We start from the raw sequence: 25,019 nt of genomic DNA on the forward strand, positions 1-25,019 counted from the left end.
AGAAGGAAAACTCTACGCCATCGCCAGAGGTTATGTGCCTTTAGAAATGGTAGAAGAGAACTTGAAGAATTTGTAAAAGTTTTGAAATATAGAATTACTGAAGGGCCCGAAAGGGCCTTTTTTGTGCTTTAATTAATAGGTTTAAACTAGGTTCCCGAGCGGAGTCGAGGGGCCGAACTACCTAAGCAAGATAGGTCGAACGCTAGAGGACGACTATTAATTTCGAATTTCCAATTTATTACGGGGCTTATAACGGGCTCTCCGCTATAGTCCTTTGTTGCTTTTGTTTTGCGCTTTAGCCTAAACCAAGCTTCTAAAGTCGCTTTTTATAGGCCAAGCTCCAATACATAAGCACCTTCAGGCGCTGCCGCTGCTATCCCTAAGCCAAATCAGTTTGGAGAGTGGGTAGGGAGTATGGAATAAAGTTATGAGTGTAGAGTTATGAGTTTTTAATAATAGGTTCCCGAGCGGAGCGATGCACTGAGCATTTGTCGAAGTGTCGAGGGGCCGATACACCTTTATATCAATTCCACAGAACCAACGCCCTTCCTCAAACGTTCATATCACATGACAAACGACGAACATTTATTAGCCCTTCGTACTTTCGAGGCAGAGATCAAAGACAATAAATCTGAGGTAGAAGAATTTCAGCACCGCGTTTTACGTCCTGTTCTAAAACATTTGAACGATAAATTATGGACGCTAATTAAGGCGGATACCCATTTTCAACTGCTACTCAAAAAGAGTTTACCCTCTAAAGAAAAAGAACTTCAATTGCGCAATTTCATAAAAAAGAACAATGCCTTTAAATACGAAAGTATAGGTATGACCTGCGCACTTTTTACTACGGAAGAATTTGAGTTTTATAGGGAAAACAAAAGGGATTTGGATAAACGAATTACGCAAATGGTGGAGGAGAGAGTGGTGAGTCAGTTTTGAGTATAAACACCTTTTATTTATCTTCCTATCCGAACAAGTCTACTTATTATATTGCGAAATTTTTAATGCATAATTACTTCTTCAATAATTCTATTCTGTTTTTTATTTTGAACATGTTTTGAATCTTCGAACAATTTACTATTCTTCAAAGAGGGGAATATTTTTGAAGCGCGAATAAGCATTTTTTTACCGGGGAAAAGAATATCTTCTTTTGCAGCGAAAATGGTAATCGGAGTTGTTATATTCTTTGCTTTCTTAGAATCTATAATTGGTACTGGTGTAAAATCCATTTCAAATTCAGGAATCACTTTCTGAAGAAATGCTAAAGCAAACTTATCCCGGTCGGTGAAAAGGTTGGATAAGAATTTCTCTAAATGCGCCATTTTATTTGATTTCATGAATCTTTTCATAGGTATAAACACTTTGAATAATGCTTTTAATGGATTACCGTTTACAATGTAAGCAGGTGCAGATAAAAACACTTCCTTGATCTTACTTTCATCATGCTCCAAAGTTTTTAAAATTACCAAACCTCCAAAGGAGAAACCTGCCATTGTTACGTTTGTGATATCGAGTTCTGTAATAATCTCATTCATCCATTGTCCATAAGATTCGTCTTTCATACTGGGCCTTGTTTCTGCACTTTTATTCGGCTGAGCAATAACATCTACAGCGTAAACTCTGAATTTTTGATGCAGGTTAGGATAAGTTTCCAATGCTACTGGGGCGCATCCGTTTGAACCATGCACAATGATTATTGGTGGATTCAAAGGGTTTCCAGTGACTATGATATTGGTGTTTCCAAAACTGGTTTTTATTGTTTGGAATTCGAAATCAATGTTCAGGCTCTTTAGCTTTCTATCATAAAGTTTAAAGATTTCCTTTTTTCCTTTTTCTGATTTAAATAATGATTTCATTTATGATTTTTTTGTTTAATGTATCCAATTAAGGCTCCGATAGAAATACCAACTGAAATTCCTATGGCAAGGCTGTCCAATATCATTCCTATGGCTGCGCCAATACCTGTTCCTATAGCGATACCTGCAGCTACATAATTTGTTTGTTTCATTCTCTCATGTTTATTGATTTGCTCATGCTACTACAACACTCACTTTATTCGCCTTTCTTGATTTTAGATAAGTTTTAAAACTAATCCTTCTTGTGTGTAAAATGTTATTCAATGAGAAAGGGTTATAATGATATTTCCTCGTTTATGTCCTAATTCCACATAATTATGGGCCTCAGTAATTTTATCAAGGGGAAAAACTTTATCAATAACCGGTTTAAGTTTACCCTTTTCTACCAATTCTTTAAGTTTTAAAAATGCCTTTTTTGGAGTTTTGGGAACACCTTTGTCAATGGATATGTATTTTCCTCCAGTGGTTAGCGCCAGTTTGCTTTTTTCTTTTAAGGTTGATGACTTACTGTTTCCAACTGCGTCGATTACGTATTTATAGGTGTCCAATTCATGCTCTGCATTTTCTGCGGTGTAGTCAATTACCATGTCTGATCCCAATGAGTTAACGAGTTCAAAATTTCTTTTACTACAAACGCTTGTTATTAGTGCTCCCTCGTTTTTGGCAAGCTGTAATGCCGCGGTTCCAATGCTTCCAGATGCTCCGTAGATAAGTACTTTATCACCTTTTTTAATTTTAGTTTGGTTTATTAGGTGAGAAGCCAATAATCCACCATAAGGAATAGCAGCAGCCTCTTCAAAACTTACATTTTCTGGCTTGGTAGCGATGTTCCAATCCTGTGGCAAACAAATAAATTCTGCATAAGATCCAAACCTATTTTTCATAGGAGAAATAGAACCGTATGCGAAAACTTCATCTCCAATATTAAATGAATTAACTTTAAAACCTTTATCCACAACTACACCAGATGTTACCATTCCTAAAACAGGATTTCTGGGTTTTCCGAAACCAAAGATCAGTTGAAGTATAAATTTGGAAACAGGAGGTTCGTTCAACTTACGAATAAGGACATCACTTGCGGTTACTGAAGTCGCTTTTATACTTATTAGTACTTCATTTGCCTTGGGTGTTGGTTTCTCAACATCACCCATTACCAGGTGTTCAGACCCTCCGTATTTAAGGCATTTAATCGCTTTCATAATTAATCTTGTTTAATTGACTTTAATAACTTCAATAATGTTGGGTGCATAGGTTTAAAAGCAGGGGAAATGATTATTGTTTTTACTAAAACCTATACCCTATACGTAAGTGCATGTTTAATTCTAATTCAGTTTTATCCTTTGGATACCCTGCACGTTCGGCAAAGGTGTGACTAAGACCCACACCAAGACCTGCTTCGTAATTAAAATGTTTTCCTAAATTTCTTCTAATACCCCATGTTGGAATAATGGAGAAATCACTTACAACAGGAGCATTGTCAGGGTTGAACAGTACAAACCAGTCAGGGTGAAAGCTTGTTTTTAAAGCGATAAAATCACCACTGTTTCCATCAATTCTTTTTGAATTTTGTGAGCGTCTTTTGAGGTTATAGTAATATCTTGGTTCAATAACTATAACAGGTGTAAGTAGGAAAGGAGAATCATAATCATCATAATAAGTAGTTTCCCAAATACCAAAATCAAAACCAATTTCGGTTCTTAGTGCTATGCTGTTAACTAATTTGACTTCATTATATACCCAGCCCCCTAAAACGCCAGTTTGTATTCCAAATGTAGATCTTTCAACACTTATGTTTTGAGCTTTTGAGACTAGCGTTAGTCCTGTTAGTATTATAATTAATAAAGTTTTTTTCATAATAAATGACTTTTAAAGATTACGAGGACAAAGGTCGATGTTCAAGGCTCTATAAAGGTTCGTAATCTCAAGTGTATGTTCGCAATTACATATCCGAACCAAGACCTATAATTCGGAACTTCTCTGCAGCTGAACCTCCTCATATTTGTTCTTGATTGTGAAAATCAGTCATTTAACTCGTATTGTCATAAATGATAATATCAATTAAAAACAGAATCAAATAATAGTTTAAACTTTTAATCAAGAAAAAATGAAAAACAGCAATTTATTAGTAGTATCATTTCTTTTATTGTCAACCGCATCTATAGCACAACTTACAGGTGATAGTAAACCAAAATTCGAGATGAAACGTAACCACATTCAGTTTGAATTAGGTACAGGGTCTGGTAAAATCGAAGATAAGCAATTGTCTATTGACAGGATAAAGTACAGTTCAGTTAGTGCTCAATTGGGATACGAACATCACTTGAAAAATGATTTCCGTTTTCAGTTTTATCTGTCCAACGATGCTACCAAGCTTAAACAGAAAAGTGAGGGACTTGATGCGCCTTATGTTGCGTTTGAATCGAGCCTAGGTTTTTTGGCGCCAGTGGTGAAGACTAAGGGTGGTTTCAACATGCACTTGGGAGCTAGCTATGCTTTTAGTACTCGCTTTGCTAATTGGGAAAAACGTAACCTGACTGATGGCAACTTCAGTTCACTTACGGCGCATCACTTGAATGTCGCTATGCAGTTCGAATATAAAAAGGATAGATGGCGCACTACATTGGGCTTGAACATGCCAATAATGGCACATGTCTACAGATCTACTGACCCCACGATAACGATAGTCAATGGCGAATTCTCTCCACTTTTTGAAAATGGAAAAAGAGCTACACCTAAAAACTACAAAGTTCCAGAAGCGAGGTTGATGATAGGTTATAAGGTGACTAATTTCTTGGAATTGAACCTTAACTATGACTATAAACAAATTAATAGTTCTTTTGGAGCAGATATAAAACAAGTAGAACATCAGGTACGCATGGGAATAGTGTTCAACTTCTAAATCATTAACTGAGGTCCCTTATTTTGTAATAAAGAGTTAATTAAAATCCCCTCCTACTGTGGTGGGGTTTTTTGTCTTAGGCAAAGTATTAGTCTTTCAGAAACTGTTTTGGCGTAAGACCTGTTTCTTTTTTAAAATAAGTGTTGAAAACAGTTTTTGAGTTAAAACCACAGTCGTAGGCAATGGACATAATCGTGAGATGTGCATTCTCAGGAAGTTTGGCTAAATATTTAAACTCCTCTATACGGTAATGATTGATGAACTCATTGAAATTCTTGCCTATTATATCGTTCAGTAACCAGGAAAGTTGGTTGGCATGCATACCCAATTCATCCGCTAATGTGCGTAAGGAAAGGTTTGGGTTCAGATAGGATTTTTCGATTTCTATACGTTGCTGAAGTTTAGCTTTGAATTTAACTGTAGCTTCCTCATCAAGGAGACCTTTTTTTGTAGTTACTTCTGTATACAATTCAAAAAGTTCTTCAGGAAAGAGTTTTTTATGAAACTCTGAATATCTGGGATCACCTTTAATTGGGTTGACCAATGGATCTGTGTATCGGAGCAAAAGCATTGGAGATTTGGTTTCCATTGCTTGTGAAACCCAATCGAAAGCATTCTCAGTTTCTCCTAGAGCGCAATACAAAAGGAAAAGGTAGGAACTAGCTGTAAATCCATCTGAAACCTTTGCTTGCTCCACCAAAGCATTTCGGTATTTTTCTGTGCTTTCTATGTCCTTGTTAATTGCGTAAGATAAGGCAATGGCACCGGTTTTTTCTTCCTTAATAAGAATTTCGGGAGGCATTGCATTGAAAAAAGGAATTACCTCATGGCTTCGTCCCATCATAAGAAGACAAGTAGCTTTGACTGATAGCACAGGTATGTTCTTTGGACTGAACTCTAAACATCTATCCAATTTCTTTAAGGATTTGTTATAATCCTCTAACATATAATCCAAGTAACCACTAAAGAATTGGGTTTCATGAGACAATGGGTCCAGAGTGAGCGCGATATCCAAATGCTTTTTGGCTTTTTCTTTTTGTCCAGCCAAAACATAGAGTAAAGCCATGAATTGCTGTGCTTCTACATAATTAGGATTTAGCTCAATGGACTTTGAATTAAGTTCAAATGCCCTTCGATAATTACCCTCGGTAAAGAAAGCAATATTAGCAAGGAGGCAATATGCATTTGGTAATTGGTCGTTCAGTTGCACTGCTTGGTTTGCTAGTGCAGCAGCTTTCCCCCAGCCCTCCTCAAAAGAAATATATCCACAAGTTGCCAGAAAACTATAAGCATCGCCAAGTCCTACCAGTGATTTTGCATGATTCGGATCTTTCTCCAGCGCTTCTTCATAGAAAGTAATAGCGATTTGAACATCCTCTGGATTCCACTTGTTTTTGTAAAACGAGGCTTTTAGCGAATATTCGTATGCATCAATACTCTCAGTTTGTTTTTCAACCAAGTGTTCGTTGATTTCAAGGTGACCGAAATGCTCCCTCAATCGATCTGCAATCAACAAACTAATTTCATCCTGAACTTCGAAAATATTTTCAAGTTTTCTATCCCAAGATTCTGACCAAAAGTGAAAATCCTCTACTGCGTCTATTAACTGAGCAGTTATGCGTACGGAATCACCGAATAATCGGACGCTACCTTCGAGCAAGGTAGAAACCCCTAAATCTTTTCCAATATTGCGAATGGGAATGTTTTTCCCTTTGAAATGAAAGGCAGAGGTTCTAGATGTAACTTTCAATCCATCAATCTTCGCTAAAGCATTGATAATCTCTTCCGTGATACCATCACTAAAGTATTCATTCTGCTCATTCGCACTCATGTTCACGAAAGGAAGAACGGCAATTGTTTTATCATTTATGTTGCTATGAACGTTCACTTCTAATCTGCGGATAATGGATTCTCAAATGTAATACAACAGATAGTATATGCCAAGAAGGTCAAAAGCTATTGATAGCTTTTTAATTTTATTCTAAACCAATTCAAGGTGTTTATATTAAAAGATAAGCAGTATTTACTAAATGGAGGAAATATGTTACTACTACCACTTATTTAAAATAAACAGTCCTTTTTTCTATGTGTGGAGATTTTTGCGACGAAATTTCAACTCCCTACTCACACTCCAAACTGACTTACCCTTCTTTCTTTGGGCTTTCTGCTTTAGGTTTTCCTCCTCCTTTTTTCCCTGGTTTCTTGTAGAATTTCTTTTTCCCTGAGAACTTTTTGTTTTTAGACCTTGCCGGAGCATCTTTCCAAACGGGACCCGGTTCCATACCTTCTGGCAATGCTAGTTTTGGAATAGAAGATTCTATCAACTTTTCTATGTTGCGCACGCGGAACATGTCCTTTTCGTTCACCAAAGTAAAGGCTTCTCCCTTTGTATTTGCACGGGCAGTTCTACCTACTCTGTGTACGTAATCGGCAGCATCATGGGGCACATCATAGTTGATGACCATGTTAATTTCCTTGATGTCTATACCTCTACTCATTACATCAGTAGCTACCAAAATACGTATACGCTTAGATCTAAATCCACGCAATACTTCTTCTCGTTTGTCTTGTTCTAAATTCGAAGAAATTCCTTTGGCTTTGAAACCGTTTTTATTGAGCGACTTCACAATTTCACTCACTTTACTCTTCGATGAGGTAAATATGATGATGGAATCGTAGTCTGTTCTATCTGCAAATATATGCTTGAGGATGTCTAACTTCTGGTTGTCGTGTACCAAGTAAATTTTATGATCTACTCCCTCAGCAGGCTTGGCAATTCCTAAACGAATCTCTGTATGATCAAGAAGAATTCGCGTAGCTAATCCCATCAAGCTTTTGGCCATGGTTGCACTAAACATCAGGGTTTGGTGCTTTTTAGGTAAGTAAGAAATGATGGATTTTAAATCATCAATGAATCCCATGTCTAACATTCTGTCGGCTTCGTCCAATACCAAATGTTTTACATGTTTAAAATTAACGTGACCCATTTTTAAGTGAGACAATAACTTACCCGGTGTAGCAACGATGATGTCTGTTCCTTTAGACAAAGCTTCTTTTTGCTCCGACCAATCTGCACCGTCACCACCACCGTAAATGGCTTTAGACCCCACAGAAATAAAGTAAGATAAACCTTGAATTTGTTGTTCAATTTGAACGGCAAGCTCACGTGTTGGAACAATGATAAGGGTGTCGATATTGGTGTCTTGTTTCCCCACCAACTTGTTCAATATAGGCAATACAAATGCTGCAGTTTTCCCTGTTCCAGTTTGCGCACAGGCCAAAACATCTTTGTTGTCTAAGATCAGTGGAATGGCTTGCTCTTGGATGGGCGTTGCAGTTTCGAAGCCCATGTAATCTAACGCATTTACAAGCTCTTCGTTTAAGTTTAATTCTGTGAATTTCATTGGGTTTAAAGATAAGGAGATAATTGGACTTGTGCTGAATTCGTAAAGAATATTGTAGTGGGATGAAAAAGATATAAACTTCTAATTACGGTTTCTCGACTCCGTTCGAAAACCTACTGAATAAGTTCTGTTTTAATGGTTCAAAACCATATCCACTCTGGAACCGGTTATCTTTATTCTTGTTAAGATTTAAGTATTTTAATTTTAAACCAACACTCGAACAAGGTTCTCGAGCGGAGTCGAGAGACAAACCATCAAACTAGTCATCTAAGCGTCTAACGGTCTAAAAGACTAGAAATCTAGGTATGTAGCCATCTAGAACTCTAACTAAATGTCTGTATCCAAAATGTGCTGTACGCGCCCAACCTCTCCAGTTGTTAACTGCACTTTTATGCCGTGGGGGTGCTGCGGACTTTTGGTTAACAAACGTTTTACTTCACCTTCTGTAAGTTCACCTGTACGTTGGTGGTGTTTTTGCACGATTTCTACAATGTACCCTACTTTGATGTCTTTACGGAAAGTTCCCTCACTCATGAATTCTGATTTTGTAACAAAGATAGCGTTTCTCTCAGCTTTGGAAAGCGCAAGTTCTTCTATCTTTAAGGTCTTATTATAACCCATGATTAGAGAAATACAAGCGAAAGACAATAAAGCCATTGCGGGTGTAATACGCAGCGCTTTGGAAGAATATGGTCAGGCCAAAGAAGGAACGGTGTATACTGATCCTACAACCGATCATTTGTTTGAACTTTTTAAAACGGAGGGTTCTATTTATTTCATTTTGGAATTGGAAGGTAAAGTTGTGGGCGGTTGTGGTATTTACCCGACCAAAGGTCTCCCAACAGGCTACGCAGAATTGGTAAAACTTTATCTCAATTCAAACCTTAGAGGAAAGGGTTACGGAAAAGAACTCATGCAAAAAAGTATGGATGCCGCACAAGCTATGGGCTATACATATTTGTATTTGGAGTCTATTCCAGCCTTAAATGAAGCCGTGCATTTGTACGAAAAAGTAGGTTTTAAAAAGTTAGACGCACCCCTGGGAGATTCTGGTCATTTTTCATGTGACTTATGGATGGAAAAGAAGTTGGGCTTCGAGTAGCCTCAGTCCACCTTTCAGTATGAAGTATATGGGGTAAGTATGACATTGAGTAATTTCAAACTCTCAAACGACATACTCTCTAAAAATCTAAGTGTCTAACCGTATAAAAGTCTCCAAGACTTTCCTATTTTAGAGTTTCCAAAAAAGAACAATATGAGTACACCCAAAGGAATACCTTCTGTAGATTTAGCAGATTTCGTAAAAGGAACACCCCAACAGCGTGAGCAGTTTGTGCAAGATCTTGGTAACGCTTACGAAACTATAGGTTTTGTAGCGGTGAGAAACCATGGAATTCCACAAGAATTGATAGATGCTTTGTATGCAGAAATGAAAGCCTTTTTTGCGTTGCCAACGGAGGTAAAAGCAAAGTATGAAATTGAGGGTATTGCTGGCCAACGTGGGTATACTTCTTTTGGAAAAGAACACGCCAAGGGAATGAAAGCGGGTGACTTGAAAGAGTTCTGGCATTTTGGTCAGTTCGTTGAAGATGGTGACCCGATCAAAGCTGAGTACATAGATAATGTAGCGGTGGAGGAGTTACCCAATTTTTTAAAAATAGGTAGAGATGCTTACAAGAGTTTTGAAAACAGTGGTCAAGAATTATTGAAAGCCATTGCCTTATTCTTAGGACTGGAAGAAAACTACTTTCATGAATTTGTGCACAACGGGAACAGCATCTTGCGTCCCTTACATTACCCACCGATTCAAGGTGAAGTAGAACCAGGAGCGGTAAGAGCGGGTGCGCATGAGGACATCAATTTAATTACACTTTTGGTAGGAGCTTCTGCCGACGGATTGGAAGTGTTGAACAAAAACAACGAGTGGGTTGCGGTAACTGAAATTCAAGATCATATCGTAGTGAATGTTGGAGACATGCTACAACGTTTGACCAACAACAGACTAAAATCTACAACTCACCGTGTAGTTAACCCACCTGCAGCAGAAATGGGCAAGAGCAGGTATTCAGTTCCCTTCTTCTTACACCCAAAACCAACCATGCCCTTAAACTGTTTGGCGTCGTGCATAGATGAAGAACACCCACAAGTTTATACGGATATTACGGCGGGAGATTATTTGATGGAAAGGTTGAGAGAGATAGGGTTGGTGAAATAGTTGGGTATTTAATGATTTAAGCATTTAAAGAAATAAAAACAGGGAACCACAGTGGTTCCCTGTTTGTTTTAAAGCCTGATTATTTTAGGTTCTCGAGCGAAGTCGAGAGACTAAAAATCTAACTGTCTAAAAATCCTTTCGTCTAGGCATCTAGAAATCTAGCGCTCTAGAAATCTAACCTACATTTTCGTTACCGAAGAAGCATCAGAAATATCAATGTGATCCACAGTCGGATTTCCTTTGTATTTCAAACTACTTGCATCTTTTGCAGTTACGCGTAAAGTTTGGTTTACTGTTATTTTTGCGTTGCTGGCATCTCTCAAGAAAACGTCCAAATGTTCTACTTCGAAACTATAATCTTCAAAACTTGAAGCATCTTCGCAAATCAATTCTAGGGTATTACACGTTCCTGCTAAATCGATGTGAGAAGCATCTCTTACTTTCATAAAGGCATCATCTACGTTCAATTCTCCGTAAAAATGACTCGCGTCTGTAACTATGGCTTCCAAATGATCTGTTTCTAGCCTGTTTTCAAAAGTTAAACTACTTGCATCATGCGCACTAACGCGAGATAAATAAGGTACAGTGATGTAAGTATTAATAACAGCACCATTTCTAAAACGCGTGTTGGGTTTTATGTCAATTTCCAATTCTCCAGAAACCATAGAAACGACAATTCTATCGTGTATGTTTTCGTTGGCTTCTATGATTACACCTTCGTTTTCACTAGAGAAAGTAACATAGGCGTTGATGTTGTCTCTCAATTTTAATTTTGTGAATCCTGTAATTCCTTTATCTTCTGTGGTTACCGTAGACGATGGGTTGATTTTAAATTTCGAGCATGAGCTAACTACCAATCCAACCAATGTTATCAAGAATAAATACCTTTTCATAATTTCTATTTTTAAGGTAGACAAGGCAAAAAGTGTTTACCCCTATGTCTCTTTAAATTTTTTTCATTTTTTTCTCAAACAGTGACAGCAATGGCAGCGCCTTGAAGTTTGGCCTTAGTAAGCGCAAGGAAAAGGGTACGACCACCGGAAGTAACCTTGCCCTTATGCGCGACTTAGGAAAAACTGAAGGGACTATAATGGATGGCACGGCCGTTTGCCAAGAACAGGTTGGAGTGTGAGTAAGGAGTTTTGAGAAACTTCCAATTTTAAAATTTTCAACTACCGGTATGTGCATCTTTATGAATTAAAGCTTGCCCCCTATTCCGGCTATACGCAAAGTCCCCAATTTTATTTTGGGGCTGACGCTGCTATCAGGGGTGGGTTAGAAAAACTGCAAAGTTACCTAGGTGCTGAAATTAACTAATGTATTCTTTTTTAGTGTGTTGAGAAAATAAAAGTTTACAAATAAAGAAACTTTTAATATCTTTGTCCTATCAACTATAACCACATGCTAAAACGATTTGAAACCAAGATATTGGAAGAAGCTTTTGATTTTGTTCAGCAACAAGATATGAAAGTTAGGAAGAAGATATTACAGAATATAAGACGGGCAGAAATTTTTACGGATCCTAAATTCTTTAAAAAACTGAATCATGAAATTTGGGAATTTAGAATCAAATATAATGGGAATCAATATAGATTGCTGGCATTTTGGGATAAGGAAAACAAAAAAGAAACATTGGTATTCGCAACACATGGCTTTGTAAAGAAAACGAGTAAGGTTGACCCAAAAGAAATAGACAAAGCTGAAAAGATTAGGTTGAAGTATCTAAAAAATAAAAAACAATGAAAAGTTATTCATTAGATAAGACGGAAGATCTTTTAATTGGTAAGAAGGGAAACCAAGAAAGAGAAGAGTATGAATTTGAGTTAAAACTAGAACTCATTGGGGATATGATTAAGACTGCACGTAATAAACGACAGTTAACTCAGGAACAACTGGGAGAATTAGTGGGGGTTAAAAAGGCGCAGATTTCACGGTTGGAAAATAGTACGGGTAATGTGACGCTAGAAACCCTTATGCGAATCTTCAATGCATTAGGTGCGAAGTTGAATATGACATTGAAAATGTAATAGTCCCCAAATAACATGGGGACTATCTTTTTAAAATTAGAAAAATCTCAAGGCCACATGGGCACCTATCCAGGCATTTGATTTTACGTAAGAATCATGGGTGTAACTGTAGCCTTCCCAGGGCATTAAATTATCCAAAAATTGGCCGGTAGGTGAGCTGTAATCAGATATGGTATGTACGTTCAAACTCGGTCCAAAAGCCAAGGCCACTTTCTTAAACATTTGCCAATGGAAACTCATGTTTATTTTACCCAGAACATTAGGATTTAAATAGTATTCCGTTTGCAGTGTACTGGCTTCTAAATCGAAGAACAAACGCAATCGTTTACTTAAACCTACAGAGGATCCTATACCATATCCAAAAGTATACACTGGTTCACTTCTTTGAAAACTCGCACCTGCTCTAAAGGTGTTGTAAAAACTGTGCGATCCAGAACGCAAAGCAATATTGGCCTCTGTTATTTCATTGGCCGATAACTCTAAGTTATGGTAACCGTGTTTCGAATAAGAAAAGAAACCTATTGTTGGTCCAGAAATACTATCACTAATATTAATAAACCCAATTTGCGCACCTTTTACATGTGTGGCGATATTCAAAAACCCTGCTGCTTGTAAACCGCGAACTTCTCCGCGAGCAATGTTCATGAATCCGGCTAACTGTGCTCCTTTTACATTGTTGTTGGCGTAGTTCATAAAACCAGCACCTTGTACTCCTTTTACTTCGCCTAAGGCAATGTTAGAAAATCCAGAAAACTGTCCGCCGGTAAAACTTCCTTTGGTATAATTTACCAAACCTGTAAATTGACCACCATTAAAATTGGCCCCATTTAAGTTAGTTATGCCCGACATTTGCAATCCGCGCTGGTTTCCACCCACAGCGTTAAATAGTCCGGCTGCTTGGAAATAACGAACGCTATCCACATTTAAATTGAATAGACTGGCGACTTCCATTTTATTTACTCCTCCGGTAATTCCTCCCAAAAGATTGAAAGAAAAATCATAGGAACTGGCACTGCTCAATCTTCCGGCAGTACCTACTCCTGGTACTATAGAGAATTGACTTTTTCCTTCTAGTTTATTGGAGAAATTAGAGATGTTGGCTTTGTTTTCATCGGATAACTTAAACCATTTGAAAGCTCTGACCTTATCTAAAAGCTGACTTCCTGTAGTGGTATCGGCAATTGTGTTTTCTGGTTCAAGGGCAACATTGAGTACAGCATAACCTTCCATAGGCCATAATATCAAGGTGTCTTTGTATCCTTGCTTCTTCACATTGATGTAGACTTTTTCTGAACTTGAAACCTGTAAATCGTAGTATCCATATTGGTCAGAAACAGCAGAACTCAAGGTTAATGTATCGTATAAGGTAACATAAGGAATTTTCGTTTGTGTTTGCGCATCAACTACATATCCTTGTAGGTGTACCTCTCCGGGTTTTGGAACGGTAGTTTTGCGCAAGAGGATGTAATTTCCTTTCACTTTGTACGTAATCTTTCCTTGGAAAATATCGTCCAAAACTTCACGCGTAGTTTGGTTTTGATAACTACGTGATAAGCGCTGATTTTCATCAATTGCATCCGTTCTATAGGCGAAGGTATAATTACCAATTTTTTCCATTTCATCTAACACTACTTTCAGTGTGGTAGACTGAAGTTGCAAGCTCACTTTTCGTTCTAATGGGGGAAGGGGAGTAGTTTGGCCAAAGGCCATTGCTACCTGTAAAAAACAACCCAATATTATTAATCTAAATACATTCATCTCCGTAAATTTCATATTGGTTATTGTTATACTTCACTTCTAAATCCATCAACTCTTTAATGATGTTTAAAATCGTAGCCAAAGATTCATTTTTAAAGGTCACACTCAATTCACAATCTGCAATAGCTTCATTTTTAATGATGATCTCTTTTTGGTAAAATGCAGATAGAATTTCTGTAACTTCTTTCAGTTTAGTGCCGTCAAATTCAAAAACTTTATCTTTTCTCGACTCTGTTTTTTCGTACTTCTTAACAAGCGCTTCTTTGGCAACGTAGAAAGCACTATCTCCCTCAATTAGGCGTATATCTTCATCACCCAATTTCAATTCAACGATTCCTTCGGTGACTACAACTTTCACGGTATCTCCTTTGTCATGAATGTTGAAGACTGTACCTACATCCACCACTTTGAGTTCTTTTACGTGAACAGTAAACGGCAAGTCGTCTTTATGTTCTACCGCAAATTCTGCACTTCCTTCCAAGGTTAAACTTCTATTGCTTTTGTCAAAACCTTCGTTGAGCATAATCTTACTGTGCGGTTCTAATTTTACTTTAGAATTATCCTTCAAGGCAAAAGAGGTTGCTTCTGTGCTAGCCGTGTAACTTTCTAAACTAAAGGTGTTTTGAATACTGTCATTGATCACGGGTTGTTCAGTGATTTCAACAGGCTCTACCTCATTGTTCCACGTAAAGACCGTAAATACCAAGGCAATACTTGCGGCCACTGCCAAAGCACTGTAAAGTAGGCGCAGGTTGTTTTTTCCTTTGTTCTGAATTTGTCCTTCTACTTTTTTCCAAGCCTCTTTTGTATTCACTGCTTTAAACACCTCTTGTTGATGTGAAAGCGCAAAAGCTTTTTCGTATTCTAAAAAGAGTTCTTTGTTCGCTGTTGATGCTTCCATCCATTTGCTGATTTCTTCAGCTTGGTGGGGAAGGGCTTCACCTTTGAGGTAAAGCTGTATTAAATCTTCCATGTATGTGTTTTCTTCTACCATCCTCTTAAGATTAAAATGTGAATGATAAAAGCCGGTAGATATTCGTGCAAGGCTGAACGCATCAGCTTTAGGGCTTTGCCCATTTGATTTTCTACCGTCTTTGTTGAAATGTTGAGTTGATCAGCAATCTCTTTATAGGAGAGTTGTTCCTGTCTGGAAAGCTGAAAAACTTCTCTACACTTGGGGGGTAATGTTTGCATAGCTAATTCTATGGTTTGTTCTAATTCCTTACTTTCTATACCACTGTCTGTTCGTTCAGAGCCCGACAAGCTATAGTCTTCTTCTACTTCGCGATGAGAATTTTTGCGCTTTGCTGAGTTTAAATGATTGAGACTGGCATTGTGTACAGCGCTGTACAGGTAAGATTTGGTTTGACCTTTAATTTCCAGTTCTTTTCTTTTTTCCCAAAGCTTTATAAATAGCTTTTGTACAATATCCTCAGCCACTTCCTGACGCTTTACCATCGTATAGGCATAGCGCGCTAAGGATTCGTAGTATTGGTTAAACCAAGACTCCAAAGTTTGGGAAGTAATCGCTTCAACTAGCTCCATTCTTTCTTATCGCTTTGTGTAGTAGACAGTAGAAATAGAACATACCCCTATGCTCCTTTCAACTTTTTTAAAATTAAAGCAAAAAAAAGAGGAAAACAGTGTTTCCTCTTTAATCTTTTATGTTGAGAAGTGCTTATTGTTCGTTTCCAATAATCTCAAACAACGCGTTTAAGTTTGGAGAAATAATAACTTCGATTCTTCGGTTTTTAGCTTTATCTGTTTCGCTTACTGGGTGGAATTGAGATCTACCTGAAGCACTTAAGATAGCTGGGTTGATGTCAGAATTTGCCAACATAATTTCTACAACTGCTGTTGCTCTTAAAACAGACAATTCCCAGTTGTTTTTTGGGTGCTTCGCACTGTTTAACGCGTCAGCATCAGTATGACCTTCAACGATAATTTCTAAATCGTCATCACCTTGAATTGCTCGCGCTAATTCGATGATTGCTTTTTGTCCTTCTGCTTCAACGTTCGTAGAACCAGAGGCAAATAATAATTTTGCTTCTAAGCTTACGTAGATTTTACCATCTTTTTGTTCTACGGTTAAACCTTTATCGTTGAATCCGTGTAAAGCTTCAGCAACTTTGTTTTTCAAAGCAGAAACTGCAGCATCTTGTCGTGCAATAATCTCTTCTAATTCTTTTACACGTTGCTCTCTATCTACCAATAACTTTTGCTTTCTACCCAGCTCATCTTCTAATTTTAAAAGAGCATCTTCCTTGCGTTGCGCTTCTAAAATGCTCGCTTCTAAATTGGCCTGTAGTTTTGCAGTTTCTATAGCATCTCTCGATCTAGAGAGTGTAAATTCTTTTTCTAAAGTCGTATTTAACTCCACCATTTTATCGTACTGTGTTTGTAGTACGCGGTAGTCAACACCCATTTCTAAGGTGTCTTTTTTCAATTGCGATACTTCGGCACGTAAAACGTCTCTTTCTTCTGTAAGATTTTTGGCTTTCGCTTCGTTATCTATGGCCATGGTCTTGTACTTCTCAAGCTCTTGGCTACACGCTTGTTCCTTACTTAATAAATCCTGGTATTTCTGAGGAGTTACACAAGAGGCAACAATTAATCCTATACCTAATATGCTAACAATAGACTTCATAACTAATTATTTTAAACAAAGATGCGAAGGATTATTCGTCCTTCGCATCTAAAAAATTAATGTTATAAACAGTTGAATATGAATAGGAGCTTAGGGTTGCTCTATTTCTAATTCACTTAGAATCTTCTTTTTCTTTTCTAATTCCGCTTTAAGTTTATCCAACTTATCTTGCGCTGCTGTAATTTTTTCTTTTTTCTGGTCGTGCTCTTCCTGAGAAATTTCTTTGTTTTCTAAGGCAACACGAATTTTTTCGAGTGCCTCACGTACACGTTCTTCTCCGGTGGCAACAGTAACTTCACTTTCTTCAATTTCTTTTTCAAGTTCAGTTTTTGCTTTTTTAGCGTCTTCAGCCCTCTTTTGACCGAATTCTCTTCCGCTTAAATCGCCTTTGTTCTTACCGTAAGCATTTCCCTTTCCTGGGTGCTCTTTGTCTTTCCCTTTGGCCTTATCAGCAGCATTCCCTTGTCCTTTATCCTTGTCCTTGTCCTTGTCCTTGTCTTTGTCTTTGTCTGCGTCGTCGTCATCATCGTCGTCCGCTTCTTTTTCTTTCTTCTCTTTTCCTTTCTGTTCTGTTTTTTCAGCCTTTTTCTCTTTGCCCTTTCCTTGCGGACCTTGAGCAAAACTTATCTGATTCATACCCATCAATAGAAAGAGGGCAAACAATACTTTTATTAACTTTTTCATCGTTTAAATTTTTATAAACTGTCCAATTCATGCAATGCTTCAGAGGCATCGTCATTGTATTTCTTCAATTCATCTGTAGCCGTAGAAAGCTCCTGAATCACTTCTTCGTTTTTTTCAATTTTAGCACTCTCTTCAGGAGTTAATTCTGCATCGTTGGAAGTTGTGTTTGATGTGCAGGAGAACATGAATAATGCCATCCCGCAAAAGATCAATACTTTTTTCATAAAATCAAGTTTTGTAGGGAAGTTACGATTTTTTTAGAAATGATGGAACGGAATTAATATTCGTCTTTAGCCAATCTTTCTTCGATTTCTTTGAGGTTCTCCATCTTTTTAGGACGACGTGTTTCTATAGATGTCTTGGTAAAGTACCTGTGCATCTTCAGGAAGGCAACCTGCATTATGTCCCATTCTTTATCGCTGGCAATCTTACCGTGTTCCATTAATTCTTGCTTCAATTTATCGGCAATTTCATGGAAGTCATCACGACCTAAGTAATCGAGATCGGCATCACAAATAATTTCCTCCAAGTGGTTTTTTGGATTGTGTGGAATTGCCGTTGAGTAGATCAATTCTTTGATGCGATCAATGTCATCTTCTGTATAACCATATTCTGGCAATACCTCCTCGGCCATCCGCGCACCGATAGGTTCATTTTTCTCGTATTGTTCAATAAACCCAGCGTCGTGATAAGAAGCGGCAGATTTTAACAAGAACAAGTCTTTATCCGTAATACCTTCTCCAATGGCAATACGCTCCGCTTGTCGCGTTACATCTATAGTATGTTCTACACTATGGTAATGTAAATTAGGAGAAAGGCGTTTTTTCAACATGCGCATTATCTTACGCTCTGCATTCATGTAGTTAATAGAAGAAAAATGGTGGAGGTTCACCAATTTATAGAACGCCTCGTTGGGCAATATTCCTTTTCCATTAATAGAAAGCTCTGGCTTTATGCTATCTACAAAGTACATGTCAATTTTACCCTTACTCTTTGATTCTGCTATACCGGCAAAAGAACATTCGAAATAAGCTTCGATGTACTCAAAAGTAGATCCTGTAATGGCAATTCTTCCGGGTTGAGAAAGTCGTTCCATACGCTGAGCGTGGTTTACTGTTTTCCCCCAAACATCGTAAGCAAAACGTTTGGTACCGATAATACCCGCTGAAACTGGACCTGTATTAATACCAATTCTTACCTTCCACTGAATATCGCCCGTTTCTTTGGCTCTTTCTTGTTCTTCTTTTACGAACTCTCTGATTTTTAAGGCAGCTAAAACAGTATCAATTGGATTGGTCTTGTTGCGGATTGGAACCCCACCCGCACACATGTAAGCATCCCCGATGGTTTTAATTTTTTCCAAATCATGCTGACCAATGATATCGTCGAACTTTCTAAAATATCTATCTAAAATAGATACTAATTCTTGTGGCTCGAGGTTGTCAGAAATAGTTGTAAATCCTACAAAGTCGGTAAACATTACAGATACTGCCTCGTAACCACGGGCATTGGCTTTCCCTTCTCTTTTCAACTGTGTTAAAGTATCAGAGGGTAATACGTTACGCAAAATACTGTCCGATTGATTCTTTTGTTGCTCAACCTTGTCTTTCTGCTTTTCTATTTTTGCTTTTTGTTCCTCAATTTTCTTTTTCTGCTTCTCAATTTCTCTATTCTTCTCCTCTAATTCGTGTGTACGTTCCTTAATGCGCAACTCAAGAATAACTTGTTCCCTGCGGGCCGTATCTATACGTTTTCTGATGTAAATGAAAATAAAGAGGGCAAATAAAAGGGCTACAGTGATTCTAAACCACCACGTCATCCAAAACGCCTTTTCTACCACAATGGTAATACTCGCAGGTAAACTTGTCCATTCTCCATTTCCACGACGAGCATAAACGTGAAGGGTATAAATTCCCGGAGAAATACTCGTAAAACGAATTTGGTTTTCATCGCCCAAGTATTCTTCTACTTCGTCGTCTCCCTTTAGCTTGTACTTGTAATTGATTTGTTGCGGATTAGAGAAATCATCGGCATAGAAACTTAAACTTAAAGTCCTGTGGTTATAAGGAACAGTGATTGTTTTTGTAAGGGCTAAATTTCGAGAGAGGTAATCTGTATTTCCTGGAATTATTTTTTCATTCTCCAGCCAAAGACTCGAGAAGTAAACATTCATGCGTTTGTACGACTGATTTAATTTTGAGGGATGAAAATAATTGTACCCCATTATTCCACCAAAATAGATATATCCTTCATCGTCTTGGTAGGCCGCATTCATGTTGAACTCATCACTCAATAAACCATCTTCTTCTGTGTAAGCGGTGAATTTATTTTTGGGAATAGAATACTTAATAATACCGCGATTAGAAGATAAATAGAGGTCTTTACCATCCGTAGATTTAATACTGTAGATTACTTCATTGGGTAAACCTTGCGCCTTGGTAAAGCTCTTTATCTCTTCTGTTTTTTGGTTAAAGTAGTGCAGTCCACCACCTAATGTTCCAAACCAATATTCATCTGGGTTGGGTTGATATGCTGTTGTAATGTAGTCTTGTATAGTGAGCTTTATCTTTCTGTAAAAATTGGGTTGTTCAGCGATAAACTTCCCTTCCTTGTTGTAGCGTAATTCATACAAAGATCCCGAACTCGGAGCAGCATAAAACTTACCGTCTTTGCCTTTGAAGATTAAACGACAACTTCCTGGGCCTATCGTTTCACCATCATTGATTTTGTGTACCAGAAATTTCCAGGTATCCGTGTCTTTAAACCAAACAGCAACACCACCCTTTGTACCGAATAGATAAGTGGTAGTATCAAATGCCTCTATGTCATAAATCAAATTAAAACCAGGAGGTCTGTTTGCGGGCATCTCTAAGCGTTTGAAGCTGTAGTTGTTGAAATCATTCGTGTCTATTTCCAATTGAAAAAGACCGTCATCATTCCCCACCAAAAGCTTTCCGTTATGCTCTTCGAACAAAGAAAAGGAGGGGTGACTCGCGGCTTGTTCTCCAGGAGTAGATGAACGAACGTAATGGTAAAACCTTCGTTGCTGAGCGTGGTAAAGGCTTACCCCTTTATCTGTAGCAACGTATAAGTTTTTATTTTTTTCATTCTTGGTTAAGCTCCACACCGATAGCGTATTCAGTCCTTTCTGAGGATTCGTTGAAATCCCCACAGAAACAAATTCTCTTTGCATGGGGTTATAGCTAGATATACCGCGGTTAGACCCAACCCATATAACACCGCGCAAATCTTCGTAAATAAAGTTGATGTGGTTATCGGCGATGGCGTTTTTCTGAAAGAAATCTGCTATGAATATTTCAGGAATTTGGTCTTTCTCATTTTTGTTTACTCGAATAAAACCATTTTTCGCTGAGGCCAGATATATACTCTCATCCTGAAGATGTATGTCTTGTATATCAAAGTTTTCGAGTTGATGAGAAAAAAGCTGAAGTGTTTCCTTCTTTAAGTTATAGGAGTATAAACCTTTGGTGGTACAAATAAAGAGGCTGTCTTTACTGTACTTTTTTATTTTATTAATTCTAGAATTTGGAGCCAGTTGTGTTTGGAGCTCAACAAGATCTTCATTGCCCAAATCGTATTGATAAATCCTCCCGAATTGCGTTGCTAAGATCAGGTGGTTCTTCTTTCCTTCTTCTATCGTGTTTATTCCACTTCTTAGAAATACTGGCTTTTTAGTCTGTAAGAATTTTCTATCCTTTTCTTGGGTCAATTCAAGGAGCTTTCCGTCTTCCGTACCTGCCCAAATTTTATCATTAATGTAGGCAAGTGTATTAATTTCTTTCCGCGTACCGGACTCTGTATAAACAGTTTCGAAAGATTGGAGGAGCGGGTTGTAAATAATGATGCCTTTGTAAGTTCCAAAGTAGAGAAAACCTCGCTTGTCTTTGGCCGCACAAAGGATAAATTCATTTTCTATTCCTTCTGTCTCACCCGATGTAAATACATCAAATTTACTACCATTGAAACGATTTAACCCGTCTTGAGTACCTATCCACAATGCACCAAAATCATCTTGAATCATGGCGGTACTTACACTTTGAGATAAACCATCTTTAATCGTGTAATTATTGAACTGTATGTTTTCCTGACCTATCGCAAAAGACAGATGTAAGAGAACGGTGAGGAAAACCAATAATTGTTTCATTTACACGAAATAGATTGAAGTGTTTCTTACACAAAGATAGGTTGTTTGATGAAAAAAAGAAGGGGAAAGAAAATGAAAGGGAAAAAGAAAAGCCGTATCCTTTCGAATACGGCTTCAATATCATAAAAACGAGTCATTAATTTCCTGCTCCTTGTGCGGCAACTTCTGGAGTTATCGCTGCATTTTCAAGATCTCTATCGAACAAGTAAAGTCCACCTTTGTCTGTACCAATTAATTTTAATTTGTCTAAAATTGTTCTGGCCAATGCTTCTTCCTCTAATTGCTCTGTTACATACCATTGCATAAAGTTGTGTGTAGAGTAATCTTTTTCTTGTAAACAAATATCAACTACATCGTTAATACTTTCAGTTACCATAATTTCATGCTCCAACAACAACTCAAAAACACGTTCTAAGGTGTCAAAATCTTGTGGGGGTTGCTCAACAGAAGGAATAATTGCTTTTCCTCCACGCTCGTTCACAAACTTCACCAATTTCAACATGTGGAAGCGCTCTTCGTCTGAGTGTGTGTACATGAATTTAGCTGTTCCATTCAATCCATTCGCCTCGGCCCAAGAAGCCATCGCTAAATAAAATTGAGATGAAGAAGATTCTTTAACTATTTGCTCGTTTAATTTTTGTTCTACTCTTGCGTTCATATTGTGGGTATGTTTATTTGTATCAAATTTAACATTTATCTACTAAACATCTAGGGGGTACTCATTGTTTAGATTGATTTTAGAAAAAGGCATTGGAGGAATCCTATACAAGGAGGAAAAAGTGAAGCGGAGCTTTTGCGGGCTATTCGCTTTAATCCTTTGTTGTCCTTTCATTGCGCTAAACGCTCGTTTAAGCTTCCAAGGTCGCTTCCCCAAGCTTAAGCTCAAAAGCAAGAACACCTTCAGGAGCTACCGCTGCTATCCCTAAGCCGTTTTACATAAACTTCGGCATAAAAAAAGGGCGATACCTAAGTACCACCCTTCTATATTTTTCAAAACCTATCTTTAGATAGCTTCGATAATTGCATTTAAAGTTGCACTTGGACGCATTGCCTTGTTCACTAAATCAACAGATGGGTAGTAGTACCCCTTGATTTCTTGTGCTTCACCTTGTGCAGCGTTCAATTCATCAATGATTTTTGCTTCGTTCTCAGCCATTGAAGCATGAACTTTAGCAAATGTTGCTTTCATTTCAGCATCTTCTTCTTGTGCAGCTAAAGCTTCAGCCCAGTACATTGCTAAGTAGAAGTGAGATCCCCTGTTGTCTAACTCATTCACCTTACGTTTTGGTGATTTGTCATTCAATAAGAATTTCTCAGTTGCTTTATCTAAAGCAGTAGCCAATACGATAGCTCTGTTGTTGTTGTACTTCTCTCCTAAGTGCTCTAAAGAAACAGCCAGGGCTAAGAATTCACCTAAAGAATCCCATCTTAAGTGACCTTCTTTAACAAACTGTTGTACGTGCTTCGGTGCAGATCCACCAGCTCCAGTTTCGAACAATCCTCCTCCGTTCATTAATGGAACGATAGATAACATTTTTGCAGATGTACCTAATTCTAAAATTGGGAATAAATCTGTTAAGTAATCTCTCAATACGTTACCTGTAACAGAAATTGTATTCTCTCCAGCTTTAACTCTATCTAAAGTGTAGATAGTAGCATCGTATGGGTTTTTAATCATGATCTCCAATCCAGAAGTATCGTGATCTTTTAAGTATGTGTTTACTTTCTTGATTAACTCAGCATCGTGCGCTCTGTTTTCATCTAACCAGAAAATTGCTGGCCATCCTGTAGCTCTTGAACGCGTAACGGCTAATTTAACCCAGTCTTGGATAGGTGCATCTTTCACCTGACAAGCTCTCCAGATATCTCCAGCTTCAACATCGTGCTCTAACAATGTGTTTCCTGCAGCATCAACGATACAAACTTTTCCGCTTTCTGACATTTGGAAAGTTTTGTCGTGAGAACCGTACTCTTCTGCTTTTTGTGCCATCAACCCTACGTTAGGAACAGTTCCCATTGTTGTTGGATCAAATGCTCCGTTTTCTTTACAGAAATCGATAGTTGCTTGGTAAATACCTGCGTAAGATCTGTCTGGAATAACTGCTTTCGTGTCCTTAGGGTTTCCATCTGGTCCCCACATTTGTCCTGAGTTTCTAATCATCGCTGGCATAGATGCATCGATAATAATATCAGAAGGAACGTGAAGGTTAGTAATTCCGTTATCAGAATCAACCATTGCTAATGCTGGTTGCTTCGCGTAGATTGCTTCAATAGCGCTCAATAATTCTGCTTTTTCATCAGCAGAAAGTTTTTCCATCTGTGTGTATAAATCACCCAAACCATTGTTCGCATCGAAACCTAATTTTTCCATTAATGGAGCGTGAGAAGTGTACAAGTCTTCGAAGAAAACCTCTACCAATGATCCAAATAAAATCGGATCACTCACTTTCATCATTGTTGCTTTAAGGTGTACAGAGAATAATACATCTTTTTCTTTTGCGTCAACAATTTGTTTTTTGTAGAAAGCTTTCAATTGGCTCATGTTCATTACAGAAGCATCGATAATTTCACCTTCTAAAAGGTTTAATCCTTCTTTCAATACTTTCTCTCCATTAGCTCCTTTGAAAACGATGTTTACCGTTTCTGCTTTTGAAGTTGTGTAAGATTTTTCTGAACCGTAGAAATCTCCACCTTCCATACTTGCTACGTGCGACTTAGAATCTTTTGCCCAAGCTCCCATAGAGTGTGGATTGTTTTTGGCGTAATTTTTAACCGCCTGTGGTGCACGTCTGTCTGAGTTACCTTCTCTCAAAACAGGGTTTACCGCACTACCTTTAACTTTGTTGTATAAACCTTGAATCTTTTTCTCCTCTTCATTTTGAGGGTTTTCAGGGTAGTTTGGTAATGCAAATCCTTGTGCTTGTAATTCTGCAATTGCCGCAGTTAACTGTGGAATTGAAGCAGAAATATTTGGAAGCTTAATGATGTTCGCCTCAGGTGTTTTTGCCAAAGCACCTAATTCTGCCAAAGCATCATTTACTTTTTGATCATCCTTTAAGTAGTCTGAGAAATTAGCTAAAATCCTTCCAGCCAACGAAATGTCTCTCGTTTCCATGTTCACATCTGCCTGAGCTGTAAACGCTTCAACGATAGGAAGTAATGAATGTGTTGCTAAAAACGGCGCCTCGTCTGTTTTTGTGTAAATAATTTTTGCTTTCTCTGATGACATAATTAAAATTTTGTAGTGCCACAAAGCTAATAAAATCTTCTTGTTTTAAAATAGGAATACAGTCCTTAAAAGCAGGATAGCGGTCTGGTATTTAGAAAAGCAGAATGTCAAATGGCTTCAAATGAAGAATCGCTG

At 37.8% G+C, this 25,019-nt stretch carries 23 protein-coding genes; 6 read left to right on the forward strand and 17 right to left on the reverse strand.

The window, feature by feature from the left end:
- The first annotated feature begins 567 nt into the window (after nucleotides 1-567).
- Nucleotides 568-939 carry a hypothetical protein gene (locus R3333_RS00005; protein ID WP_318956515.1) on the forward strand — a complete coding sequence of 124 codons (372 nt, stop codon included), beginning with the start codon at nucleotides 568-570 and terminating at the stop codon, nucleotides 937-939.
- A 62-nt stretch (nucleotides 940-1,001) separates the two neighbouring features.
- Here the strand turns inward: R3333_RS00005 and R3333_RS00010 are convergent, their stop codons facing one another.
- The 4 genes from R3333_RS00010 to R3333_RS00025 all read right to left on the reverse strand — a co-directional run bounded on the left by R3333_RS00010 (nucleotide 1,002) and on the right by R3333_RS00025 (nucleotide 3,710).
- On the reverse strand, nucleotides 1,002-1,856 hold the full coding sequence (locus tag R3333_RS00010; RefSeq protein ID WP_318956516.1) for an alpha/beta hydrolase: 855 nt from the start codon (nucleotides 1,854-1,856) through the stop codon (nucleotides 1,002-1,004).
- Complete coding sequence (locus R3333_RS00015; protein ID WP_318956517.1) at nucleotides 1,853-2,008, reverse strand: hypothetical protein; 156 nt, start codon at nucleotides 2,006-2,008, stop codon at nucleotides 1,853-1,855. The genes R3333_RS00010 and R3333_RS00015 overlap by 4 nt, the downstream gene beginning before the upstream one ends.
- A gap of 108 nt (nucleotides 2,009-2,116) precedes the next feature.
- The gene (locus R3333_RS00020; protein ID WP_318956518.1) at nucleotides 2,117-3,055 is read right to left on the reverse strand and encodes an NAD(P)-dependent alcohol dehydrogenase; all 939 of its coding nucleotides are present in this window, start codon (nucleotides 3,053-3,055) and stop codon (nucleotides 2,117-2,119) included.
- An 85-nt stretch (nucleotides 3,056-3,140) separates the two neighbouring features.
- Entirely contained in the window at nucleotides 3,141-3,710 is a 570-nt protein-coding gene (locus R3333_RS00025; RefSeq protein WP_318956519.1) for a hypothetical protein, read from the reverse strand.
- 250 nt (nucleotides 3,711-3,960) lie between these two features.
- On the opposite strand from R3333_RS00025, the gene R3333_RS00030 reads away from it, so the two are divergent.
- Nucleotides 3,961-4,755 (forward strand): hypothetical protein, encoded by a 795-nt coding sequence (locus R3333_RS00030; RefSeq protein ID WP_318956520.1) that lies wholly within the window; start codon nucleotides 3,961-3,963, stop codon nucleotides 4,753-4,755.
- Between the two features lie 88 nt (nucleotides 4,756-4,843).
- Here R3333_RS00030 and R3333_RS00035 read toward each other — a convergent pair whose 3' ends face one another.
- The 3 genes from R3333_RS00035 to R3333_RS00045 all read right to left on the reverse strand — a co-directional run bounded on the left by R3333_RS00035 (nucleotide 4,844) and on the right by R3333_RS00045 (nucleotide 8,693).
- Complete coding sequence (locus R3333_RS00035; RefSeq protein WP_318956521.1) at nucleotides 4,844-6,643, reverse strand: helix-turn-helix domain-containing protein; 1,800 nt, start codon at nucleotides 6,641-6,643, stop codon at nucleotides 4,844-4,846.
- A 253-nt stretch (nucleotides 6,644-6,896) separates the two neighbouring features.
- On the reverse strand, nucleotides 6,897-8,159 hold the full coding sequence (locus R3333_RS00040) for a DEAD/DEAH box helicase (RefSeq protein WP_318956522.1): 1,263 nt from the start codon (nucleotides 8,157-8,159) through the stop codon (nucleotides 6,897-6,899).
- Nucleotides 8,160-8,486: 327 nt separating this feature from the next.
- Complete coding sequence (locus tag R3333_RS00045; protein WP_413468659.1) at nucleotides 8,487-8,693, reverse strand: YwbE family protein; 207 nt, start codon at nucleotides 8,691-8,693, stop codon at nucleotides 8,487-8,489.
- A gap of 85 nt (nucleotides 8,694-8,778) precedes the next feature.
- On the opposite strand from R3333_RS00045, the gene R3333_RS00050 reads away from it, so the two are divergent.
- Together R3333_RS00050 and R3333_RS00055 are read left to right on the forward strand one after the other, a co-directional pair.
- Nucleotides 8,779-9,261: a GNAT family N-acetyltransferase gene (locus R3333_RS00050; RefSeq protein WP_318956524.1), complete on the forward strand. Its 483-nt coding sequence runs from the start codon at nucleotides 8,779-8,781 to the stop codon at nucleotides 9,259-9,261.
- A 153-nt stretch (nucleotides 9,262-9,414) separates the two neighbouring features.
- Nucleotides 9,415-10,374, forward strand: a complete 960-nt coding sequence (locus R3333_RS00055; RefSeq protein ID WP_318956525.1) for an isopenicillin N synthase family dioxygenase — start codon at nucleotides 9,415-9,417, stop codon at nucleotides 10,372-10,374.
- 179 nt (nucleotides 10,375-10,553) lie between these two features.
- On the opposite strand, the gene R3333_RS00060 is transcribed toward R3333_RS00055, so the two are convergent.
- Complete coding sequence (locus R3333_RS00060; RefSeq protein ID WP_318956526.1) at nucleotides 10,554-11,267, reverse strand: head GIN domain-containing protein; 714 nt, start codon at nucleotides 11,265-11,267, stop codon at nucleotides 10,554-10,556.
- A 508-nt stretch (nucleotides 11,268-11,775) separates the two neighbouring features.
- On the opposite strand from R3333_RS00060, the gene R3333_RS00065 reads away from it, so the two are divergent.
- Both R3333_RS00065 and R3333_RS00070 read left to right on the forward strand, forming a co-directional pair.
- Nucleotides 11,776-12,117, forward strand: coding sequence for a type II toxin-antitoxin system RelE/ParE family toxin (locus R3333_RS00065; protein WP_318956527.1), 342 nt, complete (start codon nucleotides 11,776-11,778; stop codon nucleotides 12,115-12,117).
- On the forward strand, nucleotides 12,114-12,401 hold the full coding sequence (locus R3333_RS00070) for a helix-turn-helix transcriptional regulator (RefSeq protein WP_318956528.1): 288 nt from the start codon (nucleotides 12,114-12,116) through the stop codon (nucleotides 12,399-12,401). Before R3333_RS00065 ends, R3333_RS00070 begins: the two co-directional genes overlap by 4 nt.
- Before the next feature lie 36 nt (nucleotides 12,402-12,437).
- Here the strand turns inward: R3333_RS00070 and R3333_RS00075 are convergent, their stop codons facing one another.
- The 9 genes from R3333_RS00075 to R3333_RS00115 form a co-directional block, all read right to left on the reverse strand.
- Nucleotides 12,438-14,174, reverse strand: coding sequence for an STN and carboxypeptidase regulatory-like domain-containing protein (locus tag R3333_RS00075; RefSeq protein ID WP_318956529.1), 1,737 nt, complete (start codon nucleotides 14,172-14,174; stop codon nucleotides 12,438-12,440).
- A complete protein-coding gene (locus R3333_RS00080; protein ID WP_318956530.1) occupies nucleotides 14,146-15,153 on the reverse strand; it encodes a FecR family protein in 1,008 nt (335 codons plus the stop codon). Before R3333_RS00080 ends, R3333_RS00075 begins: the two co-directional genes overlap by 29 nt.
- On the reverse strand, nucleotides 15,147-15,704 hold the full coding sequence (locus R3333_RS00085) for an RNA polymerase sigma-70 factor (protein WP_318956531.1): 558 nt from the start codon (nucleotides 15,702-15,704) through the stop codon (nucleotides 15,147-15,149). The genes R3333_RS00080 and R3333_RS00085 overlap by 7 nt, the downstream gene beginning before the upstream one ends.
- A gap of 133 nt (nucleotides 15,705-15,837) precedes the next feature.
- The gene (locus tag R3333_RS00090; RefSeq protein ID WP_318956532.1) at nucleotides 15,838-16,806 is read right to left on the reverse strand and encodes an OmpA family protein; all 969 of its coding nucleotides are present in this window, start codon (nucleotides 16,804-16,806) and stop codon (nucleotides 15,838-15,840) included.
- Between the two features lie 90 nt (nucleotides 16,807-16,896).
- Nucleotides 16,897-17,490 carry a hypothetical protein gene (locus tag R3333_RS00095; protein WP_318956533.1) on the reverse strand — a complete coding sequence of 198 codons (594 nt, stop codon included), beginning with the start codon at nucleotides 17,488-17,490 and terminating at the stop codon, nucleotides 16,897-16,899.
- An 11-nt stretch (nucleotides 17,491-17,501) separates the two neighbouring features.
- A complete protein-coding gene (locus R3333_RS00100) occupies nucleotides 17,502-17,714 on the reverse strand; it encodes a hypothetical protein (RefSeq protein WP_318956534.1) in 213 nt (70 codons plus the stop codon).
- A gap of 53 nt (nucleotides 17,715-17,767) precedes the next feature.
- Nucleotides 17,768-21,655: an adenylate/guanylate cyclase domain-containing protein gene (locus R3333_RS00105; RefSeq protein WP_318956535.1), complete on the reverse strand. Its 3,888-nt coding sequence runs from the start codon at nucleotides 21,653-21,655 to the stop codon at nucleotides 17,768-17,770.
- Nucleotides 21,656-21,791: 136 nt separating this feature from the next.
- On the reverse strand, nucleotides 21,792-22,313 hold the full coding sequence (locus R3333_RS00110; RefSeq protein WP_318956536.1) for a ferritin: 522 nt from the start codon (nucleotides 22,311-22,313) through the stop codon (nucleotides 21,792-21,794).
- Nucleotides 22,314-22,658: 345 nt separating this feature from the next.
- Nucleotides 22,659-24,884, reverse strand: coding sequence for an NADP-dependent isocitrate dehydrogenase (locus R3333_RS00115; protein WP_318956537.1), 2,226 nt, complete (start codon nucleotides 24,882-24,884; stop codon nucleotides 22,659-22,661).
- Nucleotides 24,885-25,019: the final 135 nt, after the last annotated feature.

The organism is Lishizhenia sp. (assembly GCF_033720595.1).
Taxonomy (GTDB): domain Bacteria; phylum Bacteroidota; class Bacteroidia; order Flavobacteriales_D; family Crocinitomicaceae; genus Lishizhenia.

What these genes read in the sequence shown, in the direction of transcription:
- R3333_RS00005 (WP_318956515.1), top strand. Translation starts at nt 568, where the DNA reads ATGACAAACGACGAACATTTATTAGCCCTTCGTACTTTCGAGGCAGAG.
- R3333_RS00010 (WP_318956516.1), bottom strand. Translation starts at nt 1,856, where the DNA reads ATGAAATCATTATTTAAATCAGAAAAAGGAAAAAAGGAAATCTTTAAA.
- R3333_RS00015 (WP_318956517.1), bottom strand. Translation starts at nt 2,008, where the DNA reads ATGAAACAAACAAATTATGTAGCTGCAGGTATCGCTATAGGAACAGGT.
- R3333_RS00020 (WP_318956518.1), bottom strand. Translation starts at nt 3,055, where the DNA reads ATGAAAGCGATTAAATGCCTTAAATACGGAGGGTCTGAACACCTGGTA.
- R3333_RS00025 (WP_318956519.1), bottom strand. Translation starts at nt 3,710, where the DNA reads ATGAAAAAAACTTTATTAATTATAATACTAACAGGACTAACGCTAGTC.
- R3333_RS00030 (WP_318956520.1), top strand. Translation starts at nt 3,961, where the DNA reads ATGAAAAACAGCAATTTATTAGTAGTATCATTTCTTTTATTGTCAACC.
- R3333_RS00040 (WP_318956522.1), bottom strand. Translation starts at nt 8,159, where the DNA reads ATGAAATTCACAGAATTAAACTTAAACGAAGAGCTTGTAAATGCGTTA.
- R3333_RS00045 (WP_413468659.1), bottom strand. Translation starts at nt 8,693, where the DNA reads ATGAGTGAGGGAACTTTCCGTAAAGACATCAAAGTAGGGTACATTGTA.
- R3333_RS00050 (WP_318956524.1), top strand. Translation starts at nt 8,779, where the DNA reads ATGATTAGAGAAATACAAGCGAAAGACAATAAAGCCATTGCGGGTGTA.
- R3333_RS00055 (WP_318956525.1), top strand. Translation starts at nt 9,415, where the DNA reads ATGAGTACACCCAAAGGAATACCTTCTGTAGATTTAGCAGATTTCGTA.
- R3333_RS00060 (WP_318956526.1), bottom strand. Translation starts at nt 11,267, where the DNA reads ATGAAAAGGTATTTATTCTTGATAACATTGGTTGGATTGGTAGTTAGC.
- R3333_RS00065 (WP_318956527.1), top strand. Translation starts at nt 11,776, where the DNA reads ATGCTAAAACGATTTGAAACCAAGATATTGGAAGAAGCTTTTGATTTT.
- R3333_RS00070 (WP_318956528.1), top strand. Translation starts at nt 12,114, where the DNA reads ATGAAAAGTTATTCATTAGATAAGACGGAAGATCTTTTAATTGGTAAG.
- R3333_RS00075 (WP_318956529.1), bottom strand. Translation starts at nt 14,174, where the DNA reads ATGAAATTTACGGAGATGAATGTATTTAGATTAATAATATTGGGTTGT.
- R3333_RS00080 (WP_318956530.1), bottom strand. Translation starts at nt 15,153, where the DNA reads ATGGTAGAAGAAAACACATACATGGAAGATTTAATACAGCTTTACCTC.
- R3333_RS00085 (WP_318956531.1), bottom strand. Translation starts at nt 15,704, where the DNA reads ATGGAGCTAGTTGAAGCGATTACTTCCCAAACTTTGGAGTCTTGGTTT.
- R3333_RS00090 (WP_318956532.1), bottom strand. Translation starts at nt 16,806, where the DNA reads ATGAAGTCTATTGTTAGCATATTAGGTATAGGATTAATTGTTGCCTCT.
- R3333_RS00095 (WP_318956533.1), bottom strand. Translation starts at nt 17,490, where the DNA reads ATGAAAAAGTTAATAAAAGTATTGTTTGCCCTCTTTCTATTGATGGGT.
- R3333_RS00100 (WP_318956534.1), bottom strand. Translation starts at nt 17,714, where the DNA reads ATGAAAAAAGTATTGATCTTTTGCGGGATGGCATTATTCATGTTCTCC.
- R3333_RS00105 (WP_318956535.1), bottom strand. Translation starts at nt 21,655, where the DNA reads ATGAAACAATTATTGGTTTTCCTCACCGTTCTCTTACATCTGTCTTTT.
- R3333_RS00110 (WP_318956536.1), bottom strand. Translation starts at nt 22,313, where the DNA reads ATGAACGCAAGAGTAGAACAAAAATTAAACGAGCAAATAGTTAAAGAA.
- R3333_RS00115 (WP_318956537.1), bottom strand. Translation starts at nt 24,884, where the DNA reads ATGTCATCAGAGAAAGCAAAAATTATTTACACAAAAACAGACGAGGCG.